General features: G+C 45.6%; 13 protein-coding genes. 8 read left to right on the top strand and 5 right to left on the bottom strand.

From position 1 onward, the window contains the following. Nucleotides 1-2 precede the first annotated feature (2 nt). From kaiC to H6F77_RS04955, 3 genes are all read right to left on the bottom strand, one after another. Entirely contained in the window at nt 3-1562 is a 1560-nt protein-coding gene (kaiC, locus tag H6F77_RS04965) for a circadian clock protein KaiC (protein WP_190485970.1), read from the bottom strand. Nucleotides 1563-1642: 80 nt separating this feature from the next. Then, the gene (gene kaiB / locus H6F77_RS04960) at nt 1643-1957 is read right to left on the bottom strand and encodes a circadian clock protein KaiB (RefSeq protein WP_190485968.1); all 315 of its coding nucleotides are present in this window, start codon (nt 1955-1957) and stop codon (nt 1643-1645) included. An 81-nt stretch (nt 1958-2038) separates the two neighbouring features. Next, nucleotides 2039-3004 (bottom strand): circadian clock protein KaiA, encoded by a 966-nt coding sequence (locus tag H6F77_RS04955; protein WP_190485966.1) that lies wholly within the window; start codon nt 3002-3004, stop codon nt 2039-2041. 569 nt (nt 3005-3573) lie between these two features. Between H6F77_RS04955 and H6F77_RS04950 the strand changes: the two genes are divergently transcribed. After that, nucleotides 3574-6930 (top strand): ATP-binding protein, encoded by a 3357-nt coding sequence (locus tag H6F77_RS04950; protein ID WP_190485964.1) that lies wholly within the window; start codon nt 3574-3576, stop codon nt 6928-6930. Nucleotides 6931-7012: 82 nt separating this feature from the next. Here H6F77_RS04950 and H6F77_RS04945 read toward each other — a convergent pair whose 3' ends face one another. Next, a complete protein-coding gene (locus H6F77_RS04945) occupies nt 7013-8881 on the bottom strand; it encodes an ArnT family glycosyltransferase (protein WP_190485962.1) in 1869 nt (622 codons plus the stop codon). Here H6F77_RS04945 and H6F77_RS04940 point away from each other — a divergent pair. From H6F77_RS04940 to H6F77_RS04910, 7 genes are all read left to right on the top strand, one after another. Further along, nucleotides 8880-9122, top strand: a complete 243-nt coding sequence (locus H6F77_RS04940; protein WP_206753444.1) for a hypothetical protein — start codon at nt 8880-8882, stop codon at nt 9120-9122. The two genes, H6F77_RS04945 and H6F77_RS04940, sit on opposite strands and share 2 nt — an antisense overlap. Nucleotides 9123-9230: 108 nt before the next feature. After that, complete coding sequence (locus H6F77_RS04935) at nt 9231-9587, top strand: DUF565 domain-containing protein (protein ID WP_190485958.1); 357 nt, start codon at nt 9231-9233, stop codon at nt 9585-9587. 4 nt (nt 9588-9591) lie between these two features. Then, nucleotides 9592-10698 (top strand): glycerate kinase, encoded by a 1107-nt coding sequence (locus H6F77_RS04930; protein ID WP_190485956.1) that lies wholly within the window; start codon nt 9592-9594, stop codon nt 10696-10698. Between the two features lie 98 nt (nt 10699-10796). Then, nucleotides 10797-13067 carry a tetratricopeptide repeat protein gene (locus tag H6F77_RS04925; protein WP_309228804.1) on the top strand — a complete coding sequence of 757 codons (2271 nt, stop codon included), beginning with the start codon at nt 10797-10799 and terminating at the stop codon, nt 13065-13067. Nucleotides 13068-13406: 339 nt separating this feature from the next. Beyond that, on the top strand, nt 13407-14285 hold the full coding sequence (locus H6F77_RS04920; protein WP_190485954.1) for a DUF4388 domain-containing protein: 879 nt from the start codon (nt 13407-13409) through the stop codon (nt 14283-14285). 340 nt (nt 14286-14625) lie between these two features. Beyond that, nucleotides 14626-15543: a DUF4388 domain-containing protein gene (locus H6F77_RS04915; RefSeq protein WP_190485952.1), complete on the top strand. Its 918-nt coding sequence runs from the start codon at nt 14626-14628 to the stop codon at nt 15541-15543. 677 nt (nt 15544-16220) lie between these two features. Next, complete coding sequence (locus H6F77_RS04910; protein WP_190485950.1) at nt 16221-17084, top strand: DUF4388 domain-containing protein; 864 nt, start codon at nt 16221-16223, stop codon at nt 17082-17084. 423 nt (nt 17085-17507) lie between these two features. On the opposite strand, the gene H6F77_RS04905 is transcribed toward H6F77_RS04910, so the two are convergent. Then, a complete protein-coding gene (locus H6F77_RS04905; protein ID WP_190485949.1) occupies nt 17508-18947 on the bottom strand; it encodes a protein adenylyltransferase SelO in 1440 nt (479 codons plus the stop codon). Between the last annotated feature and the right edge of the window lie 219 nt (nt 18948-19166).

The following is a 19166-nucleotide window of genomic DNA, read 5'->3' as shown; positions in this document are numbered from 1 at the left end:
TTCTATTCGTCGGGGATATCTCGTATTCCCTGCACGATCCGAGATAGTTCGCTCTTTTCGTCAACAGCAATGCGACTGGGGGAACCGCTGATAATTCCTTCGTAATTGCGGAAAGAATCTCGAATCTCAGCTCCATCCTGACTAATAGTGTATTCGCGGATGCCTTTATCATGCCAAGAACCCCGCATCTTAAACACGTTAATTGCACGAGACATTTCACCGCGAATTTCCACATACTGCAACATTAAAATGGTGTCTGTAATTGTGGAAATATGGGAATCTGTAATTGAATTAGAACCCATAAATTGATCGGAAGTATTAGTGAAGAAACCCGTAATTTCTTCTTGTTTAGCGTAGCCAGTTACGCCAATTACAAATTGCCGGAAAGCGTTGTTGCTGACACCTCTAGCTAACGCTGAAAGCGAGTCAATAGCAATCCGCGACGGTTTAAAATCTGCAATTTCTGACTTGATAATTTGTAAATGATCTTCCAAACCAGCGGATTCCGGATAAGTACAGAGGATCTTTAACAAGCCTTTTTGTTCGAGTTCCTCAAAATCAATACCCCAAGAGTAAGCATTGCGGGACAGTTGCGCTCGCGACTCTTCATAAGCAAATAGCATAGAGCGATCGCCCCGCAAGCAAGCGTCTTGGATGAACTTGCTAACTAAAAGAGTTTTTCCTGTACCTGTAGCACCAGTAGCTAAGATAATTGAATCTTTGAAAAAACCACCGCCGCACATTTCATCCAACGTTTTGACACCAGAAGAAACTCTTATGTTGGAAGAACGCTGCGTTAGTCGCATAGCTCCGAGGGGGAAAATGTTAATACCCCCAGAGGTGATAGTAAAAGGGTACTCCCCTTTCATATGTGTTGTGCCGCGTAGCTTGAGAATTTCCATCGTGCGGCGGCGACGCTCTCCTTCCAAAACGTTACGGGAAATCACAACATTATCCGACACAAACTCTTCCACCCCGAACCGCGCTACAGGGCCATATTCCTCAACCCGCTCGGTTGTCATTATAGTTGTTACGCCAATCTGTTTAAGACGAGCTACCAAGCGAAAAATTTCCCGCCTCACCACACTTGCAGCATCATACTGTTGAAATACTGCTGTTACAGAGTCGATAGAAACTCGCTTGGCTTTGTATTTGCGAATGGCGTATTGAATGCGCTCGATTAAGGCAGATAAATCAAAATTTCCGACAACTTCCTGTCCCTCTGGGTCGGGGGAAGCATCTAGAATAAATAGCTTGCCTTCATTAATTAATTTTTGTAAATCCCAGCCAAAACTACAAGCATTCTTGATGATATCGCTGGGTGATTCTTCAAATGTAACAAAGACGCCAGCCTCATCAAAATCTCTAATACCGTTATATAGAAACTGAACAGCAAACAGCGTCTTACCTGTACCAGAAGTTCCGCTGATGAGAGTAGTTCTACCAATCGGCATTCCGCCATGACTGATATCGTCGAAGCCTTCAATCATCGTGCGAATTTTTTGAACGCTTACAGGTATCGTTTTATCCTGCTGTTGCTCAGTTGGATTAATTTGATTCATTGCTTCGCTTAGAAAAAATGGAATTTAGTCGCCAAAAAAGATTCGAGCCTATGAATATGAAGTAGTCTTAAGCCTAAATTTTACAAATCAGAGTCGCCTTCCCGGAGTTCTTCATAAAGCAGATCTAGACCAATCAATACTTTTTCTCTATCCGACAGATCGCCAATAATTTTGCGGACTGGAGGTGGCAATACTTTTGCTAAAGTAGGCGTTGCTAATATTTTATCTTCCTCAGCCAGTTGCGGGTTTTTGAGTACATCAATTACCTTAAGGGCATAAACGCCTTGAAATTCTTGTTCCAGGATATCCTTGAGCATTTTCAAAGCCCGTACAGAATTAGCAGTGTTCCCAGCAACATAAAGCTTGAGAACGTAGGTTTTTTTCATAGCAGGCATATTTTAGCTAGTAGGCGGGGGAGGAAGGAGGCATTAAAGAACAGAAATGATGTTATTAATTCATAATTCATAGTTTACAAATCACACCTCTCGGGGAATAGACCGACGATACATTTCGCACAAGTGAGCAATTATATCAATTAATGTCAGGCGGTAGTCAAGCAAGACTTCCTCATTGCGGCCTTCTAATTTTAGTTGCTTGGCAAATTTATCCATTAATTCCATATGAATTTCCACAATTTGAGACACAGACATATCAGCAAAAAAAACTGTATTAACAAAGTTGTCAATTTTTTGATTCAGTCCCGTGTCATTTGAGAAGTAATTCAGAATAATCTGACGATAATCAGATCTTAGATTGATTAAAAGCTCTTGCTTGTCAGTTGCGGACAAATTCCGCAAGAAATAATGGGGATTTCGTTTGTAGTACACACCAAGGTATCCGAGGCGTTCTTTGAGTTTTTCAGCTAGCCGACGCTGCTGAAGCATTAAGAAATTCTGAGCAGTTAGCTCGGTTGTCAAATCGAGAGTTGTAGACTGGGATTGTAGGGGGTATGTGGGAGCCAGATTGATAAACTGAGCGATCGCCCGCTCAATAAAACTCGCAATTTGATCGAGTTGACTAAACGATAAGTGAACTTCAGCCGTGTGGTAAAGAATTGTTGCCAACGGTAAGGGGCGATCGCCCCCAGCCTGTTCGCTAATTGGTAAATGTATAGGCTGCAACTCATCTACGCTAATGGCACCTATTTCAGCCAGATGGGAAACTGCCGTTTGCTCGTCGGCGGTTTCTGCTTGCGGAAATATAATTGCAACTGGTAATAGCGTTCCTTGTTCGTACAATCGGTTAACTAAGGGCAGCAACGACCGATGTGATTGTAAGATCAAACAATCGATCTGCTGCTTGTGTTCTTCAATAAAGTCGAAGAATTCGCTCTGTGTAGTTAGCTGGGTCAAATTATAGCGATCGCTCTGCAAAAACTGCCTCAAAGACTGAGCCAGAGAGGAGGAAAGAACAAACGTACAGATAGAGAGTTGGGGATGCAAAAGGCTAGACCATTAAGAAATCAAATTTTTGTTCGCAATGCCGCATCAGCCGCAAGGAGGATATAGAGCTAGATGCACTACAAACCTACTTAACATTAATTTAAACATTAAAGTAATTGTAATTTATTGTAATTTCCAGGCTATTGGTATCCCCTGTTAAGAGCAATAATTAAGCTGTAGTTCTCGTTAGAGGCTAAGAAAGTAACTGCACGTCGCTCGCTATTATCAACAGCTTTTTGAGTTTTTAACGGCGCTGCTGGGAGGGGAGCGCAAGCTGCACGGTGGGGTAGCTCTTTGCAAGCGTTAGTAGGTAAGGGTTAGTCATTGTATTTGTAGGTTAGCCGAAAGTATGACGCATCGGGAACCGCGCCGACCAGCAATTAGAGAAAAAGCTGTCCGGGGGGGAACAAGACCTAACCAAAACCAGCCTAAAATCCATCCATAAGCCCAGGAAACTTTGTAGCATTGGCTGGCGCAGGCGCAGGGTATATCCCCCTTACCAACAACGCTCAAAACCCTACAAACTTAAAAACCTCTAAAAATTCAAACTCTCCCCAGTCAGGTTTCTCATGTCCATGCCAACTCGCAGTCTCAAGGAATTTATGGAACCAGTTCCCGTTTGTAACGAGACAGCGGGGCTGGCGACAGTATTAAAAATTTTTAGCTTTGGTAATTGCGATCGCCTCGTGGTGGTCGATAAAAACGAATTCCCAGTGGGAGTATTACGACTCCGCACCTTGATGCCTCATATCATCATAAAAAATAACTTACACAAAGGGAATTGTCTATTTACAGGCATAGGCTTCGATTTACAGCAACCGCTATCTCATATAGACCTGCCCCTAATTGAGCCAGTAACTACTATAGCTGGTCATTTTAGCCCGAGCCAATTTTGGCCGCAGCTTCAAGAAACTTTGAGCGAAGGAACTGGCCGGGAAGTAGCCCTAGTAGATCCCGATGGAAAATTTTTGGGAATGCTCGATAGCCTGCGCCTGTTAAAATTCCTACTTACAGAATCCCCTGTAAAAGATACCGCCGAATCGATAGCACATCCACAACACTATCCCATCAGCGAAGCGATCGCCAAGACCAACGCTCCTCCCGAAATTACAAGTCAGGAATTGGAGTCGGCTGGAATTCCCACACTTAATCCCCAGCCTCTAATAATAGCCCTCAAACCCTTAATGGAATTGATAGAACAACTGCCATTACCGTTGCGGTTGCAAACAGGGGATGGACTTGTTGTGAGCCAAAATCTGACCTGGCGGACTCAGATTGGGGATACAGACACAATTGAGAATGCAATAGTAGAGACGCCATTAATTGGGGTTTTACAAAACACAGACGCCTTTAGCCGGAATTCTGATAATGAAGAACCAGATCGACCCAGCTACTCACAGGCTGCAAACTACTCCGCAGTAGATGTAAATGCGCGAAAAAAAACGCCTCTACAAAGTACAGTTATGTTGTGTGGAGAAGGAGAGATAAAAGCACCCTCTGATGAGGAGGAAACATTTGCTGTCCCGTTAGAACAAACGCTACCAATTGCCGCTACAGAAAATGGTCAAGAGCGCGTCTGGGAGTTTGTCAAAATCCCCCTACACCAAAGCCGCAATCTTGAGCGGGGAGCGTTGAATAATCAGCAGACAAATTTAACTCAACTATGGCTAGTAATGGCTCAAGATGTCACAGATCAGCAACTTTTTGCCCAGGAACTGGTGGCGAAAAATGCAGATTTAGTGCAATTAAATCGATTTAAAGATGAATTTCTTGCCTGTATTAGCCACGAACTAAAAACACCGCTTACGGCTGTTTTAGGTTTGTCGAGTCTGTTGAAAGACCAATTAGTGGGTGGTCTGAATGAAAGACAACTACGCTATGCCCAACTGATACATCAGAACGGGCGCTCTTTGATGACAGTTGTTAATGATATTTTAGATTTGACGCGCATCGAAACACGTCAGATGGAACTGACGCTGGAACTTGTGAATATTTCAGCCGTGTGCGATCGCGCCTATTTGCAGGCACAGCAACTCCAGCAAGTAAAAGAAAACGGCTTGGAGCAATCGCTACCCCAAACTCGCTACACGTTTGATATTGAATCGGGTTTAGAAACATTTGTCGCAGATGAATTGCGTCTGCGCCAGATGCTAGTACACCTGCTTTCCAACGCCCTCAAATTTACCGAAGCAGAAGGGGAAATTGGCCTGAGAGTGCGACGGTGGGATGGATGGATTGCCTTTAACGTCTGGGATACTGGAATAGGCATCCCCGACGCCAAGCAGCATTTAATATTTCAAAAATTTCAACAACTGGAAAATCCTCTTACCCGCAAGTTTGACGGTGCAGGTCTGGGACTCGTCCTCACCCAACGCCTTGCTCGCCTACACGGTGGGGATGTTTCGTTTATCTCTAAACCAGGTGAAGGTAGCCAGTTTACCCTACTACTACCTCCCAACCCTCCAGATAATTCCGCCGCAGTCCGCAGTCGGGAGTTAGGGGAGAGTGACACAGAGGGAGATGAGGAGATGAGGAGAAATCCTTATCCACAATCCCTTTCTAGGTCGCCGTCTTTGGTGTTAATTGTCGAAGCTGTACCCCAGTACATAGAACAGGTGAGCGTTCAGTTAGCAGATTTAGGTTATCAGGTCGCGATCGCTCGTAACGGTACAGAGGCGATAGAAAAGTCTCGTCGGCTCCAGCCACTCGCCGTATTACTCAATCCCTTAGTACCGCTGCTTTCAGGTTGGGATGTGCTAACTATCCTCAAATCAGATCCCCAAACCAAAGACATCCCGGTATTGGTGACAGCAACACAGGCAGAAAAAGCAACTGCCTTAAAAAACCGAGCCGATGGCTTTTTAACTACCCCCGTACAACAGCAAGCATTACGACAGAGCCTAAATTTATATCGCCAGCAGCAGCGAAATAACTGCGATGCTGTCACAATTTTACGACTCGTTCCACCCTGGGAATTAACTCATTCCGAAGATGATGACTTACTTGGGTCGTCGTCGGAACGAGCAGTGAAATATCGGGTTCTAGAAGCCGATGATTTAGAGCAGGCAGACCTCTTGGCTAGGGTCTGGCATCCTGATGTTGTCTTGCTAGATGGTGGCAGCTTAGAAGACCCGCTTGCTTACCTCCATCAGTTCAGCGAGTGTAGATCCTTGGCATCTTTACCCCTAGTAACTCTCGATCGCCAAACCACTCAAGCGGCGAATCAAGTAAGTGGACTGTCTGTGTTTCCGTGTTTAACACCAGAGCGCAACCAGCTTACTGCTGCCTTATCCCAGGTTATTCAGGTTGCCGCCGGAATGAAATGCCAGCCGGGAATTTTAGTTGCAGACCTTACAACCCTGCCCGATTTGTGCAATGCCTCTAAGGAGGGGCAAAATCAAAGTAATATTATTCGAGAAAAATCAAAAGAAAACCTAGAAACGTTACAGGCAATACCTCAAGAAAAATCAGAAGAAAAAAGTGAAATTCATCCTTCATCTTTTATCCTTCCTCCTTCTCAGGAATGGCTCCAAGCGCTAATTCAGTACCTGCAAACAGCTGGATTTAGAAGTTTGCTCTCGCGCTCTTGGGGAGAAGTATGCCGACAAGTTGAACACCAAAGCGTTGATTTAGTTTTGCTTCATTTAGGAGATGTTTTACCTCCTCAACCTGCATTATTTGAAGCGCTGACATCGCTGGAGAGAATGTCTGGAAAACCGCCGATTTTGGTTCTAGATCATCGAGAGAACGCTGAAGTTGTAAGTGGAAAGGCGGCACTACAGCCAAACTCGTCAAACGATATTGAAGCAGCATTGGGCGCGGTTGCTACCCGCATTTTAAGGCAATCTCCCCAATCTATGCCAGACCTATTAGACCACATCAATCAGTTGTTAAGCGATCGCGAATGGGCGATGGAAGACTTATAAAGTAATAGAAAGTTATACTTTTTAAGTTAATAACTCCTAATTTTTACTTACTAAGTTTTTCCAAACTAATGACCGTCAACAACTAGAAACTGTTTTGGGCAACGACTTGTTTCGACACGCGAATCAACTCATAAACGCCAGCCTTGCCTAGCTCCTGGTATTGTTGTGGAGTTAGTTTGGTTTCCGCTATTTCTTTAGGTCTAGCCAGGATGAGGACTGAATAGGGATTGTCATCGCGGGCGGCTTGTTCTTCAAGGTACAACATTGCCTTGGGCGATTTGGAGAAGTAATTGACTGGTCGCTGCGTATAAAATACTACACTGGGTTTCTTGAAGCCAATCATGATCAATTCTTCACCGGGTTGCCTTACCTGGGTGGCGATCGCGCTCATTTGTCGCAGCGGTGACTGGCGCATATCATCCATCAAGAAGAATGCAGGCGTCACTACAAAAATGATAAAAGCCAAAAACCCCACCATATTGACGCTCCAAAGCCAGCGCCACTGGCGTTTTATCAACAAACAACCCAAGATTACCGCCGTTGTCCCCCAGATCGTTCCTGCCCACACTGGCAACCCTGACGCTTGCAGTAGTTCCTTCAAGTTGGGTGCAGCCGGATCGTATCCCAGTAGTTGCGGGCTGTAAAAAGAAGCACCAGCAAGAACTAACAAAAACACCAAGTTAAACAGCCCGCTGAAAAAGAGCTTTCGGTTTTGAGTCGTCTGTGCTGGTTTTGCCACCTCTTCTGACATCCCCGCGACACTTGGGAACGAGAAGCCAGCCTTTGTTTGAAATTCAGAACTAAAAAGCAGTGCCACCAGAATACCCGCAGCGGGCATTAATGGCAGCACGTAGCTGGGCAGTTTGGTAACGGCAATTGTGAAGAAGCCAAACACACCTGCAAACCAAAACAGGGCAAACAAACCAAGCTGAGTCGAACGGGGAGAATCACGCCAGCGATCGCGCTGCCAAAAGCGCAAACGAGCGATCGCGGCGGGCAAGTAAGCCGACCAAGGCGCAAAGCCAACCAGCACCACTAAAAAGTAAAAATACCAGGGTGCATCGTGGTGATTGACGACCCCCGTGAAGCGTTCTAGGTTGTGATATCCAAAAAAGGAGTTAATAAAAGCGTCACCATTGGCCAAGGTAACTAAAACATACCAGGGCAAAGTTATGGCCAGAACGAGTAACCCGCCTAGTAAGGGTCGCATCTCGCGCAAGACTTCCCTAAAGTTACCCAGATAAAACAGAAAAGCCCCCACAATCAGACACGGTAAGACAATTCCCACTGGCCCTTTAGTGAGAACAGCTAAAGCAATCAAAATATAAAAAGCCAGATACCATCCTGAAGGCAAAAGATTATTTTCTTTTTCTTCTACCTGTTGACTTTTGGCTTTTTCTTTTCCCGCATATCCCACAAAAAAGGCCAATAATGCACAACCCATACAGCCACTAAGCAGCATATCTGAGACGCCCGTCCTTCCCCAAGCAATAGTTTCAGGATTCAGGGCGATCGCGGCTGAACCAATTAGGGCTGACAGCCACAAGACTTTTGAGTTGTTGGCATGATTCTGACTTTCACCTTTAGCGATCGCACCAGGACTGGGAAAGCCAAAATAGCGTAGCGTGTAGAAGCCAAACACAGTTAGAGCGATCGCGCTTAAAGCAGAAGGTAGTCGCACCGCCCATTCATTGACGCCAATGGTTTTATAGGCTAGAGCCATCAGCCAGTAAATCAACACTGGCTTATCAAAACGAGTTTCAGTATTAAAATACGGCGTAATCCAGTCGCCAGTCACCGTCATCTGGCGGGCGGCTTCAGCAAAAAGCGGCTCAGTTTCATCTACAAGGCCGATATTGCCTAAATTCCACAAAAAAGCCAGCCAGCTAATCAAGAGCAACCACAGAATCGAAAGTAACCAGGCTTTTGTTGCTTCTGTGGAAAGCTTCATGGGTGTACTTGCGCGATCCAACCTATCTTTCATGCAACTCCAAACAGTCCGTCCATTAATAGCCAACCGAAATGGCGGTGTTCCAGACCTTAATCTAGCTGGAAATGCGATCGCACGCACGGGGCGTAAGCGTTGCGGTTTGATACGAGCTAGCGCCTGGGGGCTAAAACTATCACCGCATTTCTTGACTCTGACAACGCTAGAGAGTTCCGCTAGCAAGCATCCCAGCCAACCTATATAACTTAGAGCAACCGCCTATTACAATTCAAACAAGCCATTATCAAGTGCAAGCAAAGTTTTGCTCTTAGTTCCGCCGCCTAAACCTTTCAGCCTCAGACCTGTAAATTTAATGCAAAACACCCGTCTCAATACTCTTATCGATGTTGTAATTGGGCAGCTAAGGCGATGGTTTATCAATCCTTGGCGGCGCCTATCGGTTTTGGTTATTAGCTTCCTGCTTGGCACATTTCTCGGAACAGCCGTTCCCACCACCGCCGGACAAACAGCGGGGTGGGATGTGAGTGGCGCATTTTTCTTGGTTGTGTTTACCGAAGCTTCGTCTTGGTTGGTTTATCGCAAGAACAGACAAGCGCCAGCAGCCGAAACGGGCGTTCCAGTGCGTTCGTTCTTGGCAGAAATGTTGAATGCTCTTAAAATTGGCCTGACTTACAGTTTGTTCGTTGAAGCTTTCAAACTAGGCTCGTGATGCTATGTCGCAATCAAGTAAAAGCCTGAGCCAAATTTTAGGAGACTGGGCGGACAAACAGCAACCTACATCAGCCCAGCTAGAACAGATGGCTTTTTGGGAGCTAGAAGATAGAAGGCGGGCGATCGCATTTGGCATTACACCAGAAAATGTGGCAGAGGTAGTCAAAGCGCGATCGCTTGCGTATGCTGCTCTTATGGGCGGTTCGCGCCTTTTGCAATATGTCTGCTCAGTTCCAGTTGAAAATTCAACTATTCCTCAAAGCTACTCCCCCCTTGCATTAGAAACCCTCTGGAAACTCTGGCTTCCTTTGGCAATGCAGCTGGCAGAGTCCAGAAAAAAGCTGGGACGCCCCCTCGTCCAGGGAATTTTAGGGGGACAGGGAACTGGCAAAACCACGCTAGCGGCTATCGTGACCGTAATCTTAAGCCACTTGGGATATCGCGCCCTCAGCTTGTCATTAGATGACCTCTATAAAACTTATAGCGAACGTCTTGCCTTAAAAGAGCAAGACCCGCGCCTGATTTGGCGAGGTCCGCCAGGAACCCACGATATCGGTATGGGTATAGAGGTTTTAGACCAACTGCGCCAGCATAAGCCTGGATTACAGATTAAAGTACCTCGTTTTGATAAATCTGCTTGGGGTGGTGCGGGTGACAGGCGATCGCCTGAAGTTGTCGAAAATGTTGATATCGTACTGTTTGAAGGGTGGTTTGTTGGCGTCCGCCCCATCAACCCAAATTTATTTGACGATGCACCGCCGCCAATTCTAACTGAAGCAGATCGCTCTTTTGCACGCGATATGAATGGTCGATTGCAGGATTATTTACCTTTGTGGGAACGCCTAGATAGGTTAACTATCCTATATCCAGTTGATTATCGGCTCAGCAAGCAGTGGCGGCGGCAGGCAGAACAACAGATGATTGCTACAGGGTTGTCGGGTATGACGGATGCAATGGTTGATGAATTTGTCGAGTATTTTTGGAAGGCGCTGCACCCGGATTTATTTATCAAACCATTTACCACAAATCCGCGCTTTGTGGAGCTAGCAATCGAGATTAATCCAGACCATTCTTTAGGTAAGGTTTATAGACCAGGCGATCGCGTCTAGGGGGCAAAAACATTCTCAACCGAGGCAATATTCACAAAAGGCAAAAAAATATCTGTTCTTTTCTCTTCTCTTTTTACTTTTAACTTTTAACTTTAACAGTGCCCTACCATACTAAAGACCATCCACAACATTATTCCAGTTTGTTAGCGCGAGACCCCCCAACATTCCCCCTGCGGTTAATTTTGTTGGCGCGAGATGGCGCAGCATTCCCCCTGCTATTAGTTTTACTGGCGCGAGAGGATACAACATCGTCGGTTGCCCATAGGAGCCATCAACTCGCTAGACTGGTAGTGCTTTCGAGCTTCTGGGTGCTTTTTGAGAACAACATTAAATTAAGATGGCGAGTAGCGCGAGTACGCGCATACACTAGGCGATCGCAGTTTGCACCGCAAGTCATCCCAATCCTCGCGCGTAAGAGGGGCTTGTCCGGGCGGAGTTTTGTAACAGGCTTTGGTGCCACCATGATTGGCCGACTTTTGGATGGACGTTACCGAATTGTTGAAGTATTAGGATCGGGCGCATTTGGGCGAACCTATCTGGCAGCAGATACTCGCCGCCCCGGGCAACCGCAATGCGTGGTCAAGCAACTACAGCCTCCTCATGACAATCCTCAACTTTTCAAAACTGCTCTCCGTTTATTTAAACGAGAGGCAGAAACCCTAGAAAAGTTAGGAAAACACGACCAAATTCCCCAACTCTTAGCTTATTTTGAAGATAGCAAGCAATTTTATCTAGTCGAAGAATTTGTTCCCGGTCATCCTCTAACTCAAGAGATTGTAGCTGGTCAACCCCTAACCGAGGCGGCTGCAATTCGCCTGTTGCTAGATGTACTAGAAATTTTGGTGTTTGTGCATGGGCAAGGTGTGATTCACCGGGACGTTAACCCATCCAACATCATCAGACGCCAGACAGACGGCAAGTTGGTTTTGATCGACTTTGGCTCGGTCAAAGAAGTCAGCACTCAAATACTTAATTCTCAGGGACAAATGCCTCGGACAATCGCCACTGGCACTCCTGCCTATATGCCGATGGAACAATTCCAAGGTCATCCCCAATTTAGTAGCGATATCTATGCGGTGGGCATGATCGCTATCCAAGCTCTAACTGGCTTACCTGCTGGCGACTTGCCAAAATTACAAAATCAGAAACCGCAAGATTCCCCAAATGATAACGCTGGTAAAGTAGTTTGGCAGCACCGCGCTAATGTCAGCCCGGAGCTAGCAGAAATAATTGACAAAATGGTGTGTTCTTACTTTGGGCATCGCTACCAGTCAGCCATAGAAGTCCTTAACGGTCTAGTGCAGGTAGGTGTCAAGTTTGGAATTCCATCTCCTCTGCAATCAATCGTTTCTGCTAAGCAGAAAGTAGAGCCAGTACGTCGGCGTGGGGTAAATTGGCTAGTTTTGGGAGGAACAGCGGCTCTGTTGATCGCGGGCGGACTAGCTTTTGCCTTGTATAGCCGTTTCCCAGATACGCTGATGGCTCAAAAGTTGATAAGTCAGGGAGTGGATAAGGGGAAGGCGGGCAATTATCAAGGAGCGATCGCCGATTACAACCAAGCGCTGAAGGTAAAACCCGACAATAGCGCCGCCTACTACCATCGGGGTGCGGCTTACTATAGCCAAGGACAGCGACAGCAAGCACTTGATGATTTTACCCAAGCGATTCAAATCAATCCCCAGTACGCTGAAGCTTATAACCACCGAGGAAAAGCCCGCTTTGATGTCGGCGACGACCAAGGTTCCCTCAAGGATTTTAACCAAGCCATTCAGCTCGATCCTAAACTGGCCTCTGCCTATGTTGGTCGAGGAAATGTCCGCGCTGGACTTGGCAACGAGCAGCAAGCGATTGAGGATTACAACAAAGCAATTCAGCTAGATCCCAAAGAACCCAAAACCTACCTTAACCGATGCCTTTCTCACTCCAACATTGGCGAACAGCAGCAAGCCGTTGAGGATTGTACCCAAGCGATTCAACTAAAACCTAATTATGCTTTCGCCTACCAAAACCGAGGCTTGGCGCGTCGCCGCTTGGGAGATGTGCAGGGAGCTATTGAGGATTTCAACGTGGCAATTCAGATCGACCCCCAAGATGCAGATCCTTACTACAACAGGGGTATATCCCGCTCTGAGTTGGGGGATAAGCAGGGAGCTATTGAAGATTTCAATCAAGCAATTGCCCGCAATACCAACCACGCTCTTGTCTACTACGATCGCGGTTTAGTACGAGCCTCTGTGGGGGATAAGCAGGGAGCTATTAAAGATTTTCAGCAATCGGCTAAACTCTGTCTCGACCAAGGAAAGTTGAGCTGCTATAAAGATGCACAATACCAGATCGGCAGGCTTCAGCAGAGTCCCCCTCGTCCTTAGTCCAGCCACAGCGGGTGCAATTATAAATTATGGATTCTTCTAAGAACCATAATTTATAATTATTTTTTATAATTGCCAACGGCAAAAATTATGTCTTTAAATACATGGATTTTTGCTGATTTGACGGTAGAACATAGGTAAGATGCAAAAGAATAATATTTTTAGTAATGAAATCTGTTACTTTGACTAAGTTTTTAACCTTAAATTAGAAAAAGATATATTGCTGGAGGCAATACTTTTATCACAGGAATTGATACATTTTTTTCCTGGAAAGGTGGATCGACACAAGGTCGATATAACAGTAAAATTCCTTGGCTATAGAATAGAAACCGAGAAGGTATGGCGATTACAGGAAACCTAGTAGAATATTCCTTAGCAGAGATTTTTCAATTCCTCGATCATCATCAGGGTAGTGGATTGCTGTCAATTCACGTGCCAGGATGCGACGCCACAGAGGAGGCAAAAACGACTTATGTTTGGCTGAAAAAAGGACAAATTGTAGCTGTTGGTCACGCCCTTGACAATCAAGGCTTGACTAGGCTCATCAGCCAAAGGGGTTGGCTCAAGTCTGAGGAGATTCTTGAATTGGCTCAACTGTGCCCGCATCCTTCGGACACTCCGTTGGGGTTGTGGTTGCACTCGTCGGGCGCGATCGCCAAAGAACAGTTGAAACTGCTATTTTACGTGCAAGTGCTGCTGCCAGCTTGTGCTTTATTTAAGCTTAAAGAAGGTGTCTTTGTATTTGACACGCTGGCTGCTACGCCCTCAAAAGAGATGACGGGTTTCTCATTAAAGGCAACGGAAGCAACGCTTTTGGGTTTGCGGGTACTTCGCGACTGGACGCCATTAAGTGCCAAACTGCCTGTTGCTAGCTTGGTTCTTCGTAAGGCTGTTTGCGGCTACCCCCACTTAAAGCTAGATTCGCAAGAGTGGCAAGTTTGGGAGTTGATAGACGGCGTGCTGTCTTTACAAGCGATCGCCGTGCAACTTGACCTCCCCATCGAAACAGTTCAGCAGATTGCCTGCCGCCTTCAGATGGTTGGTTTGGTCGAAGAGTCTCCCAACGGTGGTTCTTCCATAACAATGCCAAGGGCTTTAGTTGACAAGACTATTGGGTTAGGATTTACTAAAAACTTCCGTTTTGGTCAATCGTTTGTCGATAGCCTGATGGGATTGTTCCGCAACAGAAAATTTGTCGAAAATGCAGCTACACCATAAAATCCCTATGGCAGGGACTTAATTATTGGTTGGAGGGGTTTCGTCCCTCACTTCAACCTAGAAGATGATAGTGCTTAATTCAGTTATTCTACTTCTCAGATGGAAATGATTGCGATTAAGCTCCGTCAAGGTAATTATGCTTTAACAACCGCTAAAATTATTTACTCGTTATTGATTTTTTTTAGCGAACAGATTAAAATCGCTAGCAGTTAGTACTAGATGGAACTTCTTACAGATACAAAATTTTGCCTTAAACTGAGGAAATGACTGTCGCGGCTACCATCTCAGGGTGAATTAAAAGCGACGCTTTGAAATTGAACCTACCAAACAGAGGAAAAGCATGGCGATCGCAGGGAACCTCGAAGAATTTTCCTTGCCAGAAATTTTTCAATTTTTGGAGACACAGCAGGGCACAGGCTTGCTTTCGATTCATGCAGCGTCTGAGTGTGAAACCCAGAAAAAGAGAGAAAGCTATCTCTGGCTACACGAAGGACGCATTGTAGCCTTTGCCAACACCCTTGACAATCAAGGCTTAACCTGCCTCATCAGTCAAAGGGGCTGGCTCAAGCCTGAAGAGATTCATGGGGTGGCTAAAAGCTGCCTTATCAGTGGAGACTCTAGCCTCGGTGTCTGCTTAAAAAAGAAAGAAGCGCTAAGTTCACAGCAGCTAAGCCTGCTATTCTACGTCCAAGTTCTACTACCAGTGTGTGCCTTATTTAAACTACAAACTGGGCAGTTTGTGTTTGATAGCATGGCTGTTATGCCAACCGTTGAGATGACGGGAATGAGCCTATCAGCAACCAAAGCCACTCTATTGGGGTTGCGGGTGCTGCGAGATTGGACATTTTTGGCTGACAAGCTACCCAACCCAAACTTAGTTCTGACCAAAACTGGTTATAGCAAGCCTTACTTAAAACTAGACTCGTGCGAGGGGCAAGTTTGGAAGTTAGCAAGTGGGAAGATAAGCCTTGAGGCGATCGCTCACCAACTCCAACTTCCTCTAAAAACGGTTCAGCAGATTGTATTCCGCCTGCAAATGGTTGGTTTGGTCGAAGAAGTTTCCAACATTGCCCCTGTTTTAACAGTGCCATTGGCAGAAACTCGTGCTTTACAGCAAGTAGTATCGGCTAAAGAAGCAAGCGGTAACACTTTTGTTCAAAGTTTTATAGGTTTATTCCAGAACAGAAAACCCGTCCAAGATACAACTAATGCTAATCAAAGTAGTGCGGTTTTATACCGCCTGCAAAAATTTGCCTAAAAGTAAGAATGTAGAGCGCCGACAGCTTCAACAATAGCCAAATATTATATAGCACTCCTATGCGTATTTGTGAGAGGACCGATCTTAGAAGCTGCCAAGGCGATATCCGTTAGCGTTAGCGTTAGCGTTAGCGAAGCCATGCCCGATAGGGCTATAGCCATGCCCGATAGGGCTAGAGGAAAGAGTGGAAGAGAGAGCTATCAAATAATTAAGTATTGCCATAGTTGATATTTGATATTTTTGCATCTGTGAAAGCCACATCCGTAATATTTCCTATGGCTTCCATCTCTTAGCTCTGCTAAGTTTTTCGGTATAACATCACATCAGCACCAATAATTCACTGGCAATCGGTTAAATATCATTGACAAATTGCCCCACGATCCATGACCTACTGCCAGCTAATTCTCCATGCAAAATCTAAGTAAAAACTCAGATATTGCATGGCTGAGATGACGGGCAAGAGGCTGGAATGACGGAAAATTGATTTTTCTTGTTGGATTGAGCTGGTAAAACCAGTTCCAGGCAAGAATGGTGCAAGATTTGAGTAGAAACCTACCATAAACGTTTGTTGGCGCGAGGCTGCGCCCGCTACTCGCTATTTATCCGTCTGGGGCGGCTCGAAAGGCGTCAGTACATAGCTGAGTGGCAAAATTAAATCTAGTCATCAGGGGAACATCATGCCGATTGCAGGGAACTTAGCAGAATTTGCTTTGGCCGACATCTTTCGATTCCTCGAAACACAGCAGGGAACTGGCTTACTTTCGATTCATCCAGCCGCTAGCAATGTAGCGCACAATCAAAAAGCACATTATCTGTGGCTCGTTCAAGGGCGCATTGTAGCGGCTGCCTGCACCCTTGACGGTAAAGGCTTAATTGGTTTAATCAGTCAAAGAGGCTGGGTCAGCCATGAGGAAATTTATCAAGTATTTAAGCTTCGCCATCAGGCTGGAAACATTCCCACTGGCTTGTTGCTAAAGACGAAAGGGGTTTTGCAAGCCGAGCAATTAAAATTGCTTTTCCATATCCAAGTGCTGCGACCCTTGTGTTCGTTGTTAAGGCTTCAAGAAGGGAAGTTTGTGTTTGATAGTATGGCGACTTTGCCAAAAGAAGAGATGACGGGTTTATCGATAAGCGCGACGGAAGCAATTTTGTGGGGTTTGCGGTTGCGACGCGACTGGAAATCTTTAGCTGATAAACTACCTCACCCGACTAAGGCGCTGGTTATGCGCGGTTGGGTTAAGCCGGAATTGAAGCTAGACTATCGCGAACGGCAAGTGTGGCAGTTGGCTGACGGGAAGGTGAGTATTGAGGCGATCGCGCACCAACTCGACTTCTCTTTAGAAATTGTCCAGCAGATTGCTTTTCGCCTTCAGAAGATTGGTTTGGTCGAAGAAGTTGCTATTGTTCCCCCCTCTACAGCAATGCGATCTGCTGAAACCAGGGCTGCGCGATCGCTCAGATCTCGCTTTAGTTTCAATTCACCCCTTGTGGCGGCGGCGATCCACGTAGGTATGGGTAGAGATCGACGGGTGATTACCTGAGCAAAACTTTATAGTCGCTTCATCGTATTTTTATATCTAAAATTTAAAAATACGTGATGTTTCTCATGATTCCTCTTAGTACCTCTGCTAAGGGTTTTATAGCTATCTTTCATGCTGCTTGGTTGATACTATTTTCGATGCTGGAGCTGGGAAGCTTTGCCAGTAGCTAGTTTCAGAACTTCAAACCCAAAATTTTAAGCCCAATGGTAGGAGGCGATCGCGTTCAAGGTTGGGTAGAGAGGGATACAATGCTTAACACGACGGCAATAGAGCCATTTTTATAGGTCAAAAACCAGGCAATTTTAGGAAATTTAGCTTTGTTGGTTTTGGCCAAAAAAGTTTTAGGGGAAAGAGGTGGGCGATCGCCCACCTCTTTCCCCTCACGGATTTTTTTATCGGCTAACTCTTAGCGTCTTTGTAAAATCAAGAATTCGTTTTTATCCGCCTCAATAGCTCATAAAAAGGCTCCCAATTATCCTCCTCAACGATTGGCTGCCAAATTCCTTCTATCACCGGACGCAATAAAACCGTTTTTGGATTATTCCGCCGCATATTTTTGGCAATATTATCCATCTCAGAAATCGGCAAATTGCTCAAAATCCGCTGGTATAAATTTCGCCAAAGTTCCCAGCATTCTGCTATGGCATCTGAGTTAACTACATCAGGCAAGCGGATAATAGAATTAGCATCCTCTCGCCAGCTAGGGGAAAAATTCTCTGCTAGTGAAGAAAAGAAAGCATGATAACCTATTTGGCTATCTTGTAAAAATACAAAAGTTAGCCTTAGCAATTCTTCAGCATCATCCCCAGAAATATGTTCAACCCCCAACTTTTTCAGCATTAAATCTCGGTAAGTTTCGCGACAACGCTCATCAAATTTAGCCAACCCAGCATCCAGATCTTGTTGGGAAATAATCGCCCCTAAAGGAGCCTGAAGCATCTGTAAATTCAATTTACAAATCCCTGGCTGATTGGCATAACAGTAGCGTCCGCCATAGTCAAAATAAGCGGCTGTAAAATTTGGCTCGTAAGTGGGGATAAAAGCATAAGGGCCATAATCAAAGCTTTCTCCAGTAATAGACATATTATCTGTATTCAAAACAGCATGACAAAAGCCAGCAGCCATCCATTGAGCAACAAGAGATGCCACCCGTTGCACTAATTCTGCGTAAAATAGTGCATAGCGTTCCGCTTCGTTTTGCAAAGCAGGATAATACTGCTCAATAACGTGGTCTAGAAGCTTTTTACTTAAATCAGCGCGATCGAAATAGTGCAACCGCTCAAACGTGCCAAAACGGATGTGAGAACGACTAAAACGCACCATCACAGACGACCGCGTGGGCGAAGGTTCATCCCCCCGCCACAACTGGTCGCCAGTTTCAATTAGCGAGAAACAGCGACTGGTGCGAACGCCCATCTGATATAGGGCTTCAGCGGCCAAAACTTCCCGCACGCCACCTTTAAGCGTTAGTCTGCCATCGGCATTTCTCGAATATGGGGTAGTTCCAGAACCTTTGGTTCCAAAGTCATAAAGTTCGCCGTCAGTACCGCGAACTTGGCCGTAGAGAAAGCCTCTGCCATCGCCTAAAAATGGGTTGTATTGGCCGAATTGATAGCCGTGATAGCGCAAGGCTAAAAAAGGCCGCACGCCTTGAAATTCGCCAAAGGCTTCGATGAAATGGCCGTCTTTGACGGTATTAGGGTCTAGCCCTAGCAGGGTGAGCAGTTCGTCGTTGCGAAAACGTAGGAGATGTTGTGGAAATTGAGCTGCTGCAACTTCATCAAAATAGTCGTTGCCCAAGGACTCTAGGGCTGGTTCGTAATTGAGGGTGAGTAAAGGGTTAGAAGAGGCTGTATTAATCATTAGGTAAGGTTGGGGATGCTTATAAGCAGATGCGTCAAATTAAAGTAAACCCGCGTTATGGCTGTTGAGTGTTGGCCGCTTGGGGGGACGAGTTAACAGCGATATAGACTAGGGAGCGGTTTATTAAAGCCGCCTATTTGCTTACCCTAGCGAATGTAGGATTAAAGCCACCCATCTGCGGAATGAAATGAGGAGGTAGTAGGTAGTAGATAGGATAGA

It is taken from the genome of Microcoleus sp. FACHB-831 (assembly GCF_014695585.1).
GTDB lineage: Bacteria > Cyanobacteriota > Cyanobacteriia > Cyanobacteriales > FACHB-T130 > FACHB-831.
Note: the sequence above shows the minus strand (reverse complement) of the source record. Positions and strands in the feature narration are given on the sequence as shown.

What these genes read in the sequence shown, in the direction of transcription:
- kaiC (WP_190485970.1), bottom strand. Translation starts at nt 1,562, where the DNA reads ATGAATCAAATTAATCCAACTGAGCAACAGCAGGATAAAACGATACCT.
- kaiB (WP_190485968.1), bottom strand. Translation starts at nt 1,957, where the DNA reads ATGCCTGCTATGAAAAAAACCTACGTTCTCAAGCTTTATGTTGCTGGG.
- H6F77_RS04950 (WP_190485964.1), top strand. Translation starts at nt 3,574, where the DNA reads ATGTCCATGCCAACTCGCAGTCTCAAGGAATTTATGGAACCAGTTCCC.
- H6F77_RS04940 (WP_206753444.1), top strand. Translation starts at nt 8,880, where the DNA reads ATGGGTGTACTTGCGCGATCCAACCTATCTTTCATGCAACTCCAAACA.
- H6F77_RS04945 (WP_190485962.1), bottom strand. Translation starts at nt 8,881, where the DNA reads ATGAAGCTTTCCACAGAAGCAACAAAAGCCTGGTTACTTTCGATTCTG.
- H6F77_RS04935 (WP_190485958.1), top strand. Translation starts at nt 9,231, where the DNA reads ATGCAAAACACCCGTCTCAATACTCTTATCGATGTTGTAATTGGGCAG.
- H6F77_RS04930 (WP_190485956.1), top strand. Translation starts at nt 9,592, where the DNA reads ATGTCGCAATCAAGTAAAAGCCTGAGCCAAATTTTAGGAGACTGGGCG.
- H6F77_RS04920 (WP_190485954.1), top strand. Translation starts at nt 13,407, where the DNA reads ATGGCGATTACAGGAAACCTAGTAGAATATTCCTTAGCAGAGATTTTT.
- H6F77_RS04915 (WP_190485952.1), top strand. Translation starts at nt 14,626, where the DNA reads ATGGCGATCGCAGGGAACCTCGAAGAATTTTCCTTGCCAGAAATTTTT.
- H6F77_RS04910 (WP_190485950.1), top strand. Translation starts at nt 16,221, where the DNA reads ATGCCGATTGCAGGGAACTTAGCAGAATTTGCTTTGGCCGACATCTTT.
- H6F77_RS04905 (WP_190485949.1), bottom strand. Translation starts at nt 18,947, where the DNA reads ATGATTAATACAGCCTCTTCTAACCCTTTACTCACCCTCAATTACGAA.